10 protein-coding genes and 1 tRNA gene are annotated in these 14,306 nt (G+C 71.9%); 8 read left to right on the plus strand and 3 right to left on the minus strand.

What is annotated here, in order from left to right; translation table 11 throughout:
• Positions 1-35: 35 nt before the first annotated feature.
• Positions 36-812, minus strand: a complete 777-nt coding sequence (locus ACGF07_RS06390) for a hypothetical protein (RefSeq protein WP_392895938.1) — start codon at positions 810-812, stop codon at positions 36-38.
• Between the two features lie 196 nt (positions 813-1,008).
• Positions 1,009-2,778: a phosphatidylglycerol lysyltransferase domain-containing protein gene (locus tag ACGF07_RS06395; RefSeq protein ID WP_392896075.1), complete on the minus strand. Its 1,770-nt coding sequence runs from the start codon at positions 2,776-2,778 to the stop codon at positions 1,009-1,011.
• Positions 2,779-3,188: 410 nt separating this feature from the next.
• On the opposite strand from ACGF07_RS06395, the gene ACGF07_RS06400 reads away from it, so the two are divergent.
• Positions 3,189-3,839, plus strand: a complete 651-nt coding sequence (locus ACGF07_RS06400; RefSeq protein WP_350739515.1) for a response regulator transcription factor — start codon at positions 3,189-3,191, stop codon at positions 3,837-3,839.
• On the plus strand, positions 3,836-4,984 hold the full coding sequence (locus ACGF07_RS06405) for a sensor histidine kinase (RefSeq protein WP_392895939.1): 1,149 nt from the start codon (positions 3,836-3,838) through the stop codon (positions 4,982-4,984). Before ACGF07_RS06400 ends, ACGF07_RS06405 begins: the two co-directional genes overlap by 4 nt.
• A 124-nt stretch (positions 4,985-5,108) precedes the next feature.
• Here ACGF07_RS06405 and ACGF07_RS06410 read toward each other — a convergent pair.
• Positions 5,109-5,192: transfer RNA gene (locus ACGF07_RS06410), tRNA-Leu, on the minus strand.
• Between the two features lie 433 nt (positions 5,193-5,625).
• Here ACGF07_RS06410 and ACGF07_RS06415 point away from each other — a divergent pair.
• From ACGF07_RS06415 to pknB, 6 genes are all read left to right on the plus strand, one after another.
• Positions 5,626-6,477, plus strand: coding sequence for a DUF3662 and FHA domain-containing protein (locus ACGF07_RS06415; protein WP_350739448.1), 852 nt, complete (start codon positions 5,626-5,628; stop codon positions 6,475-6,477).
• A gap of 46 nt (positions 6,478-6,523) precedes the next feature.
• Positions 6,524-7,063 (plus strand): FHA domain-containing protein, encoded by a 540-nt coding sequence (locus ACGF07_RS06420; protein ID WP_392895941.1) that lies wholly within the window; start codon positions 6,524-6,526, stop codon positions 7,061-7,063.
• A gap of 53 nt (positions 7,064-7,116) precedes the next feature.
• Positions 7,117-8,787 carry a PP2C family protein-serine/threonine phosphatase gene (locus ACGF07_RS06425; protein ID WP_392895943.1) on the plus strand — a complete coding sequence of 557 codons (1,671 nt, stop codon included), beginning with the start codon at positions 7,117-7,119 and terminating at the stop codon, positions 8,785-8,787.
• Positions 8,788-8,923: 136 nt separating this feature from the next.
• Positions 8,924-10,327, plus strand: coding sequence for an FtsW/RodA/SpoVE family cell cycle protein (locus ACGF07_RS06430; protein WP_350739512.1), 1,404 nt, complete (start codon positions 8,924-8,926; stop codon positions 10,325-10,327).
• Positions 10,324-11,775, plus strand: coding sequence for a penicillin-binding protein 2 (locus ACGF07_RS06435; RefSeq protein ID WP_350739438.1), 1,452 nt, complete (start codon positions 10,324-10,326; stop codon positions 11,773-11,775). Before ACGF07_RS06430 ends, ACGF07_RS06435 begins: the two co-directional genes overlap by 4 nt.
• Positions 11,776-12,035: 260 nt before the next feature.
• Positions 12,036-14,159: a Stk1 family PASTA domain-containing Ser/Thr kinase gene (gene pknB / locus ACGF07_RS06440; RefSeq protein WP_392895945.1), complete on the plus strand. Its 2,124-nt coding sequence runs from the start codon at positions 12,036-12,038 to the stop codon at positions 14,157-14,159.
• Positions 14,160-14,306: the final 147 nt, after the last annotated feature.

Here is a 14,306-nt window from a genome sequence, read left to right on the forward strand (position 1 = left end):
GCCCGCTCACGGGATGACGGCCCCGGCCGGGCGGCTCAGGGGATGACGGCCCCGGCCGGGCGGCGCCGTCCGGCCTCCACCGCGACCTCCCGGGAGGCGACCGCGGCCACCGAGGTGGCCGCGCCCACCCCCGCCAGCACCCGGGGCCAGAAGTCCCCGAAGACCTCGACCGAGACGGCGATCAGCAGCGCGGTGATCACCGCGACCACGTGCTCCAGACCGGCGAGGTTCGGCAGCACGACCGCCTCACCGACCATCAGCACCACCACCAGCCCGGCGGTGAACCAGGCCCGGCAGCGGAACGCGATGCAGATCGCCAGCGCCACCACCGCGGCCGACGGTCCGGTGTCCCGCACGTAGGCCACCCACTTCGGGAAGCCGAACAGGTGGCCCGGCCCGATCGCCACCCCGACGCGGGCGAACAGCGTGCCCGTCAGGGTGCACGCGTAGGCGATCACCAGGGTCAGCCGCCGGCCGAGCACGACCTCGGCGATCGCGAAGACCACGAACACCTGGGCCAGCGCCCCCCAGACCGGCAGGTCCAGCGCCGGCACGTACAGCGACAGCGGCGTCCGCAGCAGCGAGACCTCCAGCGGCAGCGCCGCCCGCACCACCCCGATGTTGTTGACGAAACGCTCACCGCCCGGCAGGTGCTGGACGATGCTGAACAGCAGGATCAGAAACGTCGCCACGCTGGCCAGCGGAAACGCGGCGAACTTCTTCCGCACCACCGCGCCCCGGACCGTCGCGTACAACGTGCCCCACTCGGCGAGAGCGGCCGCACCGGCTAGCGCCAGCGGCCCCTTTCGCACGCCCCCCGCGTGGGCCCTGTGATTCACAACCGTTTCTCCTGAATCCCTGAGATTCTCGACTACTCCCACATTAGAAGCCGGTTAAGAACGAGACATCGCCATGGATGGGGATTCACGTCATCCTCAGGGGGGAGAACCATCCCCCCACCGGATCCCCCATCCGACCGAGTGGCCCCCTCCGCCCCCCGACGGAGGGCTACCCCTTCCCGTCCCGCGCCGCCACCGGTACCCGGGGGGCCGCCACGGCGGTCCCGGCATGCCGACGACGGAACAGGGCGGGCAGTCTCGGCGCGACGATGAACCCCTCGGCCCGCGCGCTTGCGATGCCGATCCGGGGGATCTCGCTGCTCTTCTCGAAGAGCAGGTAGCGCGGCTCCCAGATCGGCCGGTACTTCGCGTTCGCGCGGTAGAGCGACTCGATCTGCCACCAGCGGGAGAAGAACCCGAGGACGGAGCGCCACAGCCGCAGCACCGGTCCGGCGCCCAACCGGGAACCGCGCTCGAAGACCGAGCGGAACATCGCGAAATTCAACGAGACCCGCTTCAGCCCCACCTCTTCGGCGCGCTGCAGCAGCTCGATCACCATGAATTCCATCAGGCCGTTCTCGGTGTCCCGGGCTCGGCGCATCAGGTCCAGCGAGAGCCCGTCCGGCCCCCACGGCACGAAGCTCAGCAGCGCCGCGAGCTCGCCGGTCCCGTCGTGGCACTCCAGCATCACGCAGCGGCCGTCGGCCGGGTCGCCGAGTCGGCCCAGCGCCATCGAGAAGCCGCGCTCGGTCGCGCCGTCGCGCCACTCGTCGGCCTTGGCCACCAGCTGCGCCATCTCCTCCTCGGAGATGTCCTCGTGGCGGCGGATCCGCACCGTGTACCCGGCCCGCTTGACCCGGTTGTACGCCTGCCGGACGACGCGCATCGCGCGGCCGTCCAGCGAGAACTCGTCCAGCTCGACGATCGCCTCGTCGCCCAGCTCCAGCGCGTCCAGCCCGTGCCGGGCGTAGATCACGCCGGCCTCCTCGGAGGCGCCCATCACGGCCGGCGCCCAGGCGTGCTCGCGCGCCTCGGCCAGCCAGGCGTCGATCGCGCCGGGCCAGGCCTCCGGGTCGCCGATCGGGTCGCCCGAGGCCAGCGAGACCCCGCCGACCACCCGGTAGGTCACCGCCGCCTTGCCGCTGGGGGAGAAGATCACGGCCTTGTCCCGGCGCAGCGCGAAGTAGCCCAGCGAGTCCCGCTCCCCCTGCTTGTCCAGCAGGTCGCGCAGCCTCGCCTCGTCCTCCGGGGTGAGCAGCTCCTTGCCGCGCGGGCTGCGGAAGGCCACGTAGAGCACCAGCAGGAACAGCACCGCGCCCATCGCGTTGATGAGGGCGTTCACCCAGGTCGGCGCGGAGATCACCGAACGCAGGTGCTGGGACGGGGTGATGGTGATCATCCGGCCGACGGAGTAGCGGAAGAGGTCCCAGAACCCCGCACCGCCCAGCTCGTTGGTCAGCCAGACCAGCAGCGCGCCGAGCACCCCGCCGACCACCAGCCCGCCCACGAAGGTCGCCGCCGCGGTCTTCGGGTTGGAGCGGTCGCCCTTGGAGGTGAACTCCTTCCGCCCGATCAGCAGCGCCAGCACGAACAGGCAGGTCAGCACGGTCGAGACGTAGTTGAGCGGGTGGCGGTTGAACCGCTCGTCGGGCAGCACCATGACCGCCAGGTACAGCAGCGCGAACAGGCCGCCGAGCGCCGTGTTGAAGATCCACGCGGCCCGCTTGCGGCGTCGCATCGCGATCGCGAGGAAGACCGACAGCACCGCGGCCGCCAGGCCGGAGGTCATCAGGTACGGGGTGAAGTACTCACCCTCGTTGTGCTCCGTGACCTGGTTGCCCCACGGCACGAGCAGCACGGTGGCCAGGTTCAGCAGCGCCAGCAGGCGCAGGTACCAGACCGACGCCACGGCGGCCCTCGGACGCCAGCGCTCGAGCAGCCCGACGGGCCGGGGCCCGGTGGTCGCGGCGGACGGCTCCGGCTTCACAGTGGACGACACAGCTCAATTCCAAACGATCAGATGGTGGGGCGCATCCGCACACGGCCCGGCGCCGGACACCCGCTCGGGGCCGACGGACTGACCGGCCGCCCCCGCCCACCGGCCGCCCACGAGGAGAGCGGTAGGCCGGAAAAAAGGCAGCCAACTCCATGGTTGCCCACCGTTCCTGAGAATTACGTGAACCGGGTAGCGGATTCCCACCCCCGCCGAACGGCGGGGTCGGGCACCCCCCATGCGTTCGGCAGCCCGCCGCCCCTACCCCTACTCTCGAAGCGCGAAGCGACCCACGCGGACCGCCCCGACCCGGCCGCCCGAACCGAGGAGGCACCATCACCACCACCCGCGTGCTGATCGTCGACGACGAGATCCTGGTCCGCTCCGGCCTGGGCCTGATCGTCGGCTCCGCGCCAGACCTCGAGGTGGTCGGCGACTGCTCCGGCGGGCAGGCGGAGGAGCACGTCCAGCGCCTGCGCCCGCACGTGGTGCTGCTCGACATCCGGATGCCGGACCTCGACGGCATCTCCGTGCTGCGCCGCCTGCGCGCCCTGCCCGACCCGCCCGCCGTGGCGATGCTCACCACCTTCGACACCGACGAGTACATCGGCACCGCGCTGCGGGCCGGCGCGGCCGGGTTCCTGCTCAAGGACACCGCGCCCGAGCAGCTGGTGCACGCCGTCCGGGTGCTCGCGGCCGGCGGCAACATCCTCTCCCCGACCGTCACCCGCACCGTGATCGGCGGCTACGTGGACGGCGGCGGCCCGGACGCCGAGGCCACCGCGCTGGCCCGCACCCTCACCGGCCGGGAGCTCGACGTGCTCGCCCTGCTGGGCGAGGGCCTGTCCAACGCCGAGATCGCCGACCGGCTCTTCCTCGGCACCGGCACGGTCAAGGACCACATCAGCGCGATCCTCGGCAAGCTCGGCGCCGCCAACCGGGTGCAGGCCGCCGTGCTCGCCCACCGGGCCGGCCTGGTGCGGCCCAAGCCCGGCGACGGGGCATGACGGCCGCCGACCAGCTGCCGTCCCGTCGGCTGCCGGCCTGGTGCACCGCGCCGTGGCTGATGCTGCTGCTGCCCGTCCTGTACTCCCTGATGGACACCGCGCTGGTGGCCCGGAACGCCACCTGGTGGCAGCTGTCCCTGTCCGCGCTGGCCGCCGTCGCGCTGTTCTGGCGCCGCCGCTTCCCGGTGACGGTGTTCCTGCTCACCATGCCCGGCAGCTGGGTCGAGTTCATCTGGCTGGCCCCGATCACCGCCGTCTACACGGTGGCCGTCGAGCGCTCGCGCCCCCGGCTGCTGATCCCCTGCGGGACCCTCTTCGCGCTGGTCTCCTTCTTCCACTGGCCGCTGCCCGACACCCCGATCGACCTGAGCCGGGCCAGCGCCCTGGACGCCATCCAGTCCGTGATGCTGGCCGCCGGTCCGGCCGCCACCGGGCTGCTCGCCCGCACCCGCCGGGAGCTGGCCGCCCGCCTGGAGGAGCTGACCCGCGGCCAGGAGCGGGAGAGCCGGCTGCTCGCCGAGCGGGTGCTGATCAGCGAGCGCGGCCGGCTGGCCCGGGAGATGCACGACGTGGTCTCGCACCAGGTCAGCCTGATCAGCATCCAGGCCGGCGCGCTCCAGGTGAGCACCGCCGACCCGGCCGCCGCGACGGTCGCCCGCACCATCCGCGAACTGTCCGTACGGACCCTGGACGAGCTGCGCCAGATGGTCGGGGTGCTGCGCGGCACCGGCGGTCCGCTGCCGGACGCCCCGCTCGCCCCGCAGCCGCGGCTGGCGGACCTGCCCCGGCTGATCGAGGAGAGCGGCCTGACCGCCGAGACCGAGCTCGACCCCGGCGACCACCCCTGGCCGGAGGCGGTCGAGCGGGCCGCCTACCGCACCGTCCAGGAGGCGCTCACCAACATCACCAAGTACGCCCCGGCGGCGGCGGTGCACGTGAGGGTCCGGGCGAGGGGCGGCCGGCTGCGGGTCGAGGTCCGCAACGAGGCGCCGCCGGTCCGTCCGTCCGAGACCCTGCCGGGCGGCGGCCACGGACTGGTCGGGCTGCGCGAGCGGGCCCAGCTGCTCGGCGGCACGCTCACCGCCGGCCCCACCCGGGACGGCGGCTTCGAGGTCCGCGCCGAACTGCCCGACACCCGCTCCTGAACCGGCCGCCCGGCCCGCGGCCCGCCGGCCCTTCGGCACCCGGCCCGCGACCCACCGGCACCCCGACCGCGGTGCCGGAGAACGAGAAAGCCCCGCAGATCCGAAGATCTGCGGGGCTTCGCTGTGCGCGAGGGGGGAGTTGAACCCCCACGCCCTTTCGGGCACTGGAACCTGAATCCAGCGCGTCTGCCTATTCCGCCACCCGCGCATGGGTGTCGTCTTCCGTGCCGACCTTCCCTCGGAGGTGCTCGGTACCATGTGGCCTTCGCACTTCCTCGGTCCGGCTTCCCTTCCGGGCGGCCCTTCCGACGTGGAAAACAGTAGCACGACCTGGGCGGCGGCTCCGAATCCGTATCCGGGGGAGACCGACCGCATCCGAACGGGTGCGCGACGCACGGACGGGGAAGGAGGAAGGGCGGCTCCGACCGGCACACCTGGCGTGCCGCACCCGGAATGCGTCACCCTGTGTGTCCGAGCCCACCCCCCGGGACGACGCGGTCCGGGAACCGTACGGAAGGGCCCGGCGTGGATACGATCAGTACGGAAGTACCGCAAGTAGGCGCGACCGACCCACCGCAGGACCGCTCCACGGAGGGATCCGGCCGGCAGGCAGGCGAACGAACCCTGGAAGGGGGTGCCCCATGGGAATGCTGAAGAAGTTCGAACAGCGACTGGAGGGTCTCGTCAACGGCACCTTCGCCAAGGTGTTCAAGTCCGAGGTCCAGCCCGTGGAGATCGCCGGCGCCCTGCAGCGCGAGTGCGACAACAACGCCAGCATCTGGAACCGCGACCGCACCGTCGTGCCGAACGACTTCATCGTCGAGCTCAGCCCGCACGACTTCGAGCGGCTCAGCCCCTACTCGGGCCAGCTCGGCACCGAACTCGCCGGGATGGTCCGCGAGTACGCCGAGGCCCAGCGGTACAGCTTCATGGGCCCGCTCCAGGTGAACCTGGAGAAGGCCGACGACCTGGACACCGGCCTCTACCGGGTGCGCAGCCGCACCCTGGCCGCCGAGGAGCCCCCGCAGTACGCCCCGCCGCAGCCCGGCTACGACCGCCAGCCGGCCGCCCCGGCCCCCGGCGCGCCGTGGCAGCAGGGCGGCGCCGGGCAGTACGACGCGCCCCCGCCGCCGCCCGCGCCCCCGGCGGTGCCCCCGGCCCAGCCCGCCGGCGGCAACGTCCGCGCCTTCCCCGGCGCCGGGCACGGCGCCTCGGTGCGCCGCTGGATCGAGGTGAACGGCTCCCGCCACCAGATCTCCGGCGCGGCCTGCGTGCTCGGCCGCTCGACCGAGGCGGACGTGCGGATCGACGACCCCGGGGTCTCCCGCAAGCACGCCGAGATCCGGCCCGGCACCCCGTCGATGGTGCTCGACCTGGGGTCCACGAACGGCATCGTGGTGGACGGGCAGCACACCCAGCGCGCTACGCTCCGCGACGGCTCCCGAATCGTCGTGGGCTCCACCACCATCGTCTACCGGCAGGTCGAAGGGTAGTGTCCGAGTTGTTCGCGCGCCTCGCTCACCGACTGGCGGGACGGTCATGTCAGAACTGACCCTCACGGTCATGCGGCTGGGCTTCCTCGCCGTGCTGTGGCTGTTCGTCATCGTCGCGATCCAGGTGATCCGCAGCGACCTGTTCGGCACCAAGGTGAACCCCCGCACCTCCCGCCGCGGCGCCGGCACCGCACCGGGCGCCGCCGCGGCCGCCCCGGCCGCCGGCCGCCAGGCACCCGCCGCCGGCGGGTCCGCCGCGGGCCAGACCCAGGGCGGCGGCCGCCGTCGGGGCGCCCCGACCCAGCTCGTCGTGGTGCAGGGCTCGCTGGCCGGGACCACCGTCGCACTGCAGGGCCAGACCATCACGCTGGGCCGCGCGCACGACTCCACCATCGTGCTCGACGACGACTACGCGTCCTCCCGGCATGCCAGGATCTATCCCGATCAGACTGGGCAGTGGACGGTCGAGGATCTAGGCTCCACCAACGGCACCTATCTGGACCGGCAGCGCCTGACCGCGCCCACCCCGCTCCAGCCGGGCACGCCGATCCGTATCGGCAGGACCGTCATCGAACTGCGGAAGTAGTAGCGCATGAGGGCAAGCATCCCGTCCAAGACCCAGAGGGGGGCACAGGTCGCATGACCCTGGTGCTGCGCTTCGCCGCCGGCTCCCACAAGGGACTGATCCGGGAGGGGAACGAGGACTCCGGCTACGCCGGGCCGCGGCTGCTGGCCGTGGCCGACGGCATGGGCGGTGCCGCGGCCGGCGAGGTCGCGTCCTCGGAGGTGCTCGGCTCGATCGTCCGACTGGACGAGGACGTGCCGGGCGCCGACCTGCTGACCCTGCTGGGTGACGCCGTCCAGGGCGCCAACGACCGGCTCCGGCAGATGGTCGAGGAGGACCCCCAGCTGGAGGGCATGGGCTGCACCCTGACCGCCATGCTCTGGACGGGCCAGCGGATGGGCCTGGTGCACGTCGGCGACTCCCGCGCCTACCTGCTGCGCGACGGTTCCCTGGTGCAGATCACCCAGGACCACACCTGGGTGCAGCGCCTGGTCGACGAGGGCCGGATCACGCCCGAGGAGGCCGAGACCCACCCGCAGCGCTCGCTGCTGATGCGGGCCCTGGACGGCCGCGGCCAGGTCGAGCCCGACCTGTCGATCCGCGAGGTCCGGGCCGGCGACCGCTACCTGATCTGCTCCGACGGCCTCTCCGGCCCGGTCAGCCACCAGACCCTCCAGGACACCCTCGGCAGCTTCTACTCGCCCGAGCAGACCGTCCAGGAGCTGATCCAGCTCGCCCTGCGTGGCGGCGGCCCGGACAACATCACCTGCATCGTGGCGGACGTCATCGACGTCGGCGCCACGGACACCATGAGCGGCCAGTTCAACGACGTCCCGGTGGTGGTCGGCGCGGTCGCCGACGCCCCGCCGTCCTCGGCCGCCGCCGACCGCTCGATCGCCGACACCCCGGCCGGCCGCGCCGCGGGCCTGGGCCGCGGCCCCCAGGGCTCGTTCGGCCCCGCCGAGGGCTACGAGGAGGGCTACGGCCCCGGCTTCGGCCCCGCGGAGGGCTACGAGGGCGGCTACGGCTACGGCTCCGCCGAACCGTCCGTGTACGGCACCGAGGACTTCGACGAGGAGCAGCCCGCCAAACGCAAGCGCCGGGGCCTGACCGTCCCGCTGGCCGTCCTGGTCACGCTCGGCCTGATCGGCGGCGCCGGGTACTTCGGCTACCGGTGGACCCAGGACCAGTACTACATCGGCGCGGAGGGCGACCACGTCGCGCTCTACCAGGGCATCAACCAGAACCTGGCCGGGCTGAGCCTGTCCTCGGTGGACACCGCGTACTCCGACATCCCGCTGAAGTGGCTGCCGCAGGACCAGCTCGCCCACGTGAACAAGACCATCTCCGTCGGCAGCCGCAAGGAGGCCGACACGACGGTGCAGGACCTCAAGGGCTGGGCGCAGCTGTGCCAGAAGGCCGCCGGCCTCACCACCACGGGCGCCGCGCAGGGCACCCAGCCGACCCAGGCGGCGCAGGCGACCCAGACCACCAAGGCCTCGTTCGTGGCCGCCACCCCGGCCGTCCCGGGCGAGAAGGAGAAGACCCCGCGCGCCCCGGGCGCCGCGGCCCCGACCACCACGCCGACCCCGACCACGCCGGCCACCCCGGGCACGGCCGCTCCGGGGACTTCCGCCCCGACGCAGAACGCCACGCCGCCGGCGGCCTCCCCGGGGGAGCAGGCCCAGCCGCCCCAGCTGAGCGACGAGGACCGCAGCCGGGCCGAATCCTGCCCGAAGCAGTGACGTCCGTGATCCGACATAGGTCCGCCCGCAGCGGGCCGGCCGGCCGTCAGGGAGCGGTCACCACGTGAGCAGCTACGACCTGAGCGGCGACACCGGTCGCACCGGCGGCCGGCGCCGGGCGGCGGCCGGACGCGCCGTGCCGCGGCGCCGGGGCAACACCACCATCTCCCTCCAGGGCGCACCGAACCGGCGCAACACCGAGCTGGCGCTGCTGGCCTTCGCCGTCCTGCTGCCGATGCTGGCCTACGCCAACGTGGGCCTGGCGATGGACTCCGAGCTGCCCGCGGGGATGCTCGGCTACGGCCTGGGGATGGGCTCGCTGGCCCTGGTCGCGCACCTGCTGGTGCGCCGCTTCGCGCCGTACGCGGACCCGCTGATGCTGCCGATCGCCACCCTGCTGAACGGCCTGGGCGTGGTGATGATCTGGCGGCTCGACAAGGCGGGGAAGCTGCTCAGCGGCAACTTCCCGGCGGCGAAGAACCAGCTGGTCTGGTCCGCCCTCGGGGTGGCCCTGTTCATCGGCGTGATGGTGCTGCTGAAGGACCACCGGGTGCTCCAGCGCTACACCTACATCTCGATGGTGGTGGCGCTGGTCCTGCTCGCCGCGCCGGCCTTCTTCCCGGCCCGGGCGGAGGACTTCGGCGCCAAGATCTGGATCCGGATGGGCAGCTTCTCCATCCAGCCCGGTGAGTTCGCCAAGATCGTCCTGACCGTGTTCTTCTCCGGTTACCTGATGGTCAAGCGGGACGCCCTGGCGCTGGCCAGCCGCCGCTTCATGGGCCTGTACCTGCCGCGCGGCCGCGACCTCGGACCGATCGTGGTCATCTGGCTGCTCAGCCTGCTGATCCTGATCTTCGAGAACGACCTCGGCACGTCCTTCCTGTTCTTCGGCCTGTTCGTGGTGATGCTCTACGTCGCCACCGAGCGGACCAGTTGGATCCTGTTCGGCCTGCTGATGTCGGTCGGCGGCGCGGTGGCGGTGGCCACGACCACCAGCCACGTGAAGGTGCGCATCGACGCCTGGCTCGACCCGATGGCCGCCTTCTCCCCGAACCCGCCCAAGGGCTCCACCGAGCAGATCGGCCAGTCGCTGATGGCGCTCGGCTCCGGCGGGGTGACCGGCTCGGGGCTGGGCCAGGGCCGGTCCTGGCTGATCAACTTCGCCGCGAAGAGCGACTTCATCCTGGGGTCCTTCGGCGAGGAGCTCGGGCTCACCGGCCTGATGGCGATCTTCCTGCTGTACGCCCTGCTGGTGCAGCGCGGCCTGCGCACCGCCATCGCCGCCCGGGACCCGTTCGGCAAACTGTTCGCCGTCGGCCTCTCCTCGGCGATGGCCCTCCAGGTCTTCGTCGTGGCCGGCGGGGTCACCGGACTGATCCCGCTGACCGGTATGACCATGCCGTTCCTCGCCCAGGGCGGTTCGTCCGTGGTCGCCAACTGGGCGCTGGTCGCGATCCTGCTGAAGATCAGCGACAGCGCCCGCCGCCCCGGGGCCGAACCGGCCCCGGCCACCGAGGGCCAGGGAGGACCCGTCCGATGAACAAGCCGATCCGCCGGGTCTCGATCTTCTGCCTCGTGCTGATCCTCGCCCTGATGGTGCGCACCAACTGGGTCCAGGGCGTCCAGGCCGACGCCCTGGCGACCAACAAGAACAACAAGCGCCAGCTGTACGACCGCTACGCCCACCCGCGCGGCAACATCATCGTCAGCGGCCAGCCGGTGACGAGGTCGGACTTCGTGAACGGCCTGCGCTACAAGTACAAGCGCTCCTGGGTCGACGGCCCGATGTACGCACCGGTGACCGGCTACTCCTCGCAGGCCTTCGGCTCCAACGGGCTGGAGAACCTGGAGGACGGCATCCTCTCCGGCACCGACGACCGGCTGTTCTTCCGCAACACGCTGGACATGCTGACCGGCGAGCAGAAACGCGGCGGCGACGTCGTCACGACGATCAACGCCAAGGTCCAGAAGGCCGCCTTCGACGCCATGGGCGACAAGAAGGGCGCGGTGGTCGCGCTCGACCCGAAGACCGGCGCGATCCTGGCCCTGGTCTCCACCCCGTCCTACGACCCGGGCACCATCGCCGGCAACGACGACGGGGACGCCTGGAAGGCCCTCAACGCCGACCCGAACAAGCCGATGGACAACCGGGCGCTGAAGTACACCTACCCGCCCGGCTCGACGTTCAAGCTGGTCACCGCGACCGCCGCGTTCGAGAACGGCATGTTCCAGAGCATCGACGACACCACGTCGACCCCGGAGCCGTACATCCTGCCGGGCACCCAGACCCCGCTGAAGAACGAGAGCCCGAACGAGCGCTGCGAGAACGCCACGGTCAAGTCCGGGCTGGACCAGTCCTGCAACACGGTCTTCGCCAAGATCGGTGCGGACCTGGGCAAGGAGAAGATGCGGGCGCAGGCCGAGAAGTTCGGCTTCAACAGCACCATCGACACCCCGGTCCGGGCCGAGAAGAGCATCTTCCCGAACAGCGCCAGCCTGGACGGCACCGCCCAGGACTCGATCGGCCAGCACGACACCCGGGCCACCCCGCTGCAGGTCGCCATGGTCTCCGCCGCGATCGCCAACAACGGCAGCCTGATGCAGCCGTACCTGGTCGACTCGGAGCGCTCGGCCTCGCTGACCACCATCTCCAAGCACACCGAGAAGCAGTTCTCCCAGGCGATGAGCCCGGCCACCGCGCAGAAGATGCAGGACCTGATGGTCTCGGTGGTCCAGGACGGCACCGGCAAGAACGCCCAGATCCCGGGGCTGCAGGTGGGCGGCAAGACCGGCACCGCGCAGCACGGCGAGAACAACTCCGCCCTGCCCTACGCGTGGTTCACCTCCTGGGCCAAGGCCCCGGACGGCCAGTCGGTCGCGGTCGCGGTCGTCGTCGAGGACGGCTCCGACAACCGCGACGGCATCAGCGGCGGGCGCCTCGCGGCCCCGATCGCCAAGGCGGTGATGCAGGCCGCACTCGGCAAGTAGGCCGCACCGCCGAGGGTGAGGCGAATGTCACGATCGGCACCCCCTTCCGGATACCGGTCTGATATCGGCCGACGGCTGACTCCGGTCCGGTGGGATGCGACCGGTAGCGTATCCGCCAGCAGCGGGTGTGCCCGTTGCCGCCCGCGAGGCCGCGCACGGCCCGGCCGGAGAACCGGCCGGAGCGCGCGCGGCGTCACCCAGAGCGTGCGGGGACACCTACGTCACAACCTCACCGGCGGGTGAGGGAGAGGGTCGGAACTATGGAAGAGCCTCGTCGCCTAGGCGGCAGGTACGAGCTCGGCGGCGTCCTCGGACGCGGCGGCATGGCCGAGGTGTACCTCGCCCATGACACCCGGCTCGGCCGTTCCGTCGCAGTGAAGACGCTCCGGGCCGACATGGCCCGGGATCCGTCGTTCCAGGCCCGCTTCCGCCGCGAGGCGCAGTCGGCGGCGTCCCTGAACCACCCCGCGATCGTCGCCGTGTACGACACCGGTGAGGACTACATCGACGGCATCTCCATCCCGTACATCGTGATGGAGTACGTCGAGGGGTCGACGCTGCGCGAGCTGCTGCACTCCGGCCGCAGGCTGCTGCCCGAGCGGGCGCTGGAGATGACCATCGGCATCCTCCAGGCCCTGGAGTACTCGCACCGGGCCGGGATCGTGCACCGGGACATCAAGCCGGCCAACGTCATGCTGACCCGGCAGGGCAACGTCAAGGTGATGGACTTCGGCATCGCCCGGGCGATGGGCGACGCCGGGATGACCATGACCCAGACGTCGGCCGTCATCGGCACCGCCCAGTACCTCTCCCCCGAGCAGGCCAAGGGCGAGCAGGTCGACGCCCGCTCCGACCTGTACTCCACCGGCTGCCTGCTCTACGAGCTGCTGACCGTGCGCCCGCCGTTCGTCGGCGACTCGCCGGTCGCGGTGGCCTACCAGCACGTCCGGGAGGAGCCGCAGCCGCCGTCCGTCTTCGACCCCGAGGTGCGCCCCGAGGTCGACGCGATCGTGCTGAAGGCGCTCGCCAAGGACCGCGACTACCGCTACCAGACCGCCGACGAGATGCGCGACGACATCGAGCGCTTCCTCGACGGCCTCCCGGTCGCCGCCGCCCAGCAGGCCGCCGCCTACGGCATGGGCGCCGGCTACGGCTACGACCAGAACGGCTACCCGCAGCAGCACGACCCGTACGGCCAGACCAACGTGCTGCCGCAGCAGCCCGGTGGCGGCCCGACGACCGTCCTGCCGCAGGCCTCCGCGCAGCCCGGCTACGGCCAGGGCGGCTACCAGGACGACGGCTACGGCCAGACCTACGGCGGCACCCCGGCCGGCGGCGGCCACGACGGCTACGACGACGGCTACGGCCAGGGCGGCGGCCGGCGCGGCGAGGACCGGCCGAAGAAGAGCAGCACCTCCTGGATCGTGCTGGCGGTGGCCGCCGTGCTGGTCCTGGTCGGCACCTTCTTCGTGGCCCAGGCCATGTTCAGCGACAAGGGCGGCAAGGACACCCCGAAGGTGGCCGTGCCGAACCTGGTGGGCAAGTCCCTGGCCGAGGCCAAGACGGCCGCGGGCGCCAAGCTCGTGGTGACCGAGGGCGACAAGATCGCCTGCCCGGACACCAACGTCAAGAAGGACCAGGTCTGCACCCAGAACCCGGCGGCGGGCGGCCAGGTCGCCGAGAACGGCACCGTCACGGTGCAGCTCTCCTCCGGCCCGGCCAAGGCCCAGGTGCCGAACGTGGTCGGCAAGACCAAGGACCAGGCCGCCAAGGCGCTCGCCGACGCCGGCTTCACCAACGTCACCACCGAGTACAAGGACGACGACACCGCTCCGCAGGAGAACGTCACCGCCCAGGACCCGGCGGCGAACGCCAGCGCCGACCCGAGCGCCCCGGTCAAGCTGACCGTGTCGCAGGGCAAGACCAAGCAGACCGTGCCGAACGTGGTGGGCGCGCAGAAGGAGGACGCGCAGTCCCAGCTGCAGAACCTCGGCTTCCAGGTCGACGCCTCCAAGACCACGCCGACCAACGACCCGACCAAGGTCAACCAGGTCGCCTCGCAGTCGGTCGCCCCGAACACCAAGGCCCCGGCCGGCACGAAGATCTCGCTGGTCGTCTACAAGGCGCCCGACAAGGCGACCGTCCCGCCGCTGCAGAACGTCAAGCTGTCGGACGCCATCAGCCAGCTCCAGAAGGCCGGTCTGAGCTACACCGTGGTCGGCCCGCAGGACCCGAACGCGATCGTCCAGATGAGCAACCCGGGCGCCGGCACCCAGCTGGACCCGAACACCCAGGTCCAGCTGTTCACCAGGGCGGCCGATCCGACCAAAGGGGGCGACCCCTTCTCCACACCCCCCAACCCCAAAGGGGGGAACGACCACTAAGCCCTGGTTCCCCTGGATCTGACGGGTCCCGCGGGTCCGGCGGGTCCCGCGGGTCCGGCGGACCCGAGGGACCCGGGACCGGGGGGACCCGGGGGCAGGTCGTCCGGAGCAGCAGCGCCCGAGGGCCCGTCGCGGTGATCGCGACGG

It is taken from the genome of Kitasatospora sp. NPDC048194 (assembly GCF_043202455.1).
GTDB lineage: Bacteria > Actinomycetota > Actinomycetes > Streptomycetales > Streptomycetaceae > Kitasatospora.

Coding starts and splice junctions, on each gene's coding strand:
- ACGF07_RS06405 (WP_392895939.1), top strand. CDS start 3,836: ATGACGGCCGCCGACCAGCTGCCGTCCCGTCGGCTGCCGGCCTGGTGC.
- ACGF07_RS06415 (WP_350739448.1), top strand. CDS start 5,626: ATGGGAATGCTGAAGAAGTTCGAACAGCGACTGGAGGGTCTCGTCAAC.
- ACGF07_RS06420 (WP_392895941.1), top strand. CDS start 6,524: ATGTCAGAACTGACCCTCACGGTCATGCGGCTGGGCTTCCTCGCCGTG.
- ACGF07_RS06425 (WP_392895943.1), top strand. CDS start 7,117: ATGACCCTGGTGCTGCGCTTCGCCGCCGGCTCCCACAAGGGACTGATC.
- ACGF07_RS06435 (WP_350739438.1), top strand. CDS start 10,324: ATGAACAAGCCGATCCGCCGGGTCTCGATCTTCTGCCTCGTGCTGATC.
- pknB (WP_392895945.1), top strand. CDS start 12,036: ATGGAAGAGCCTCGTCGCCTAGGCGGCAGGTACGAGCTCGGCGGCGTC.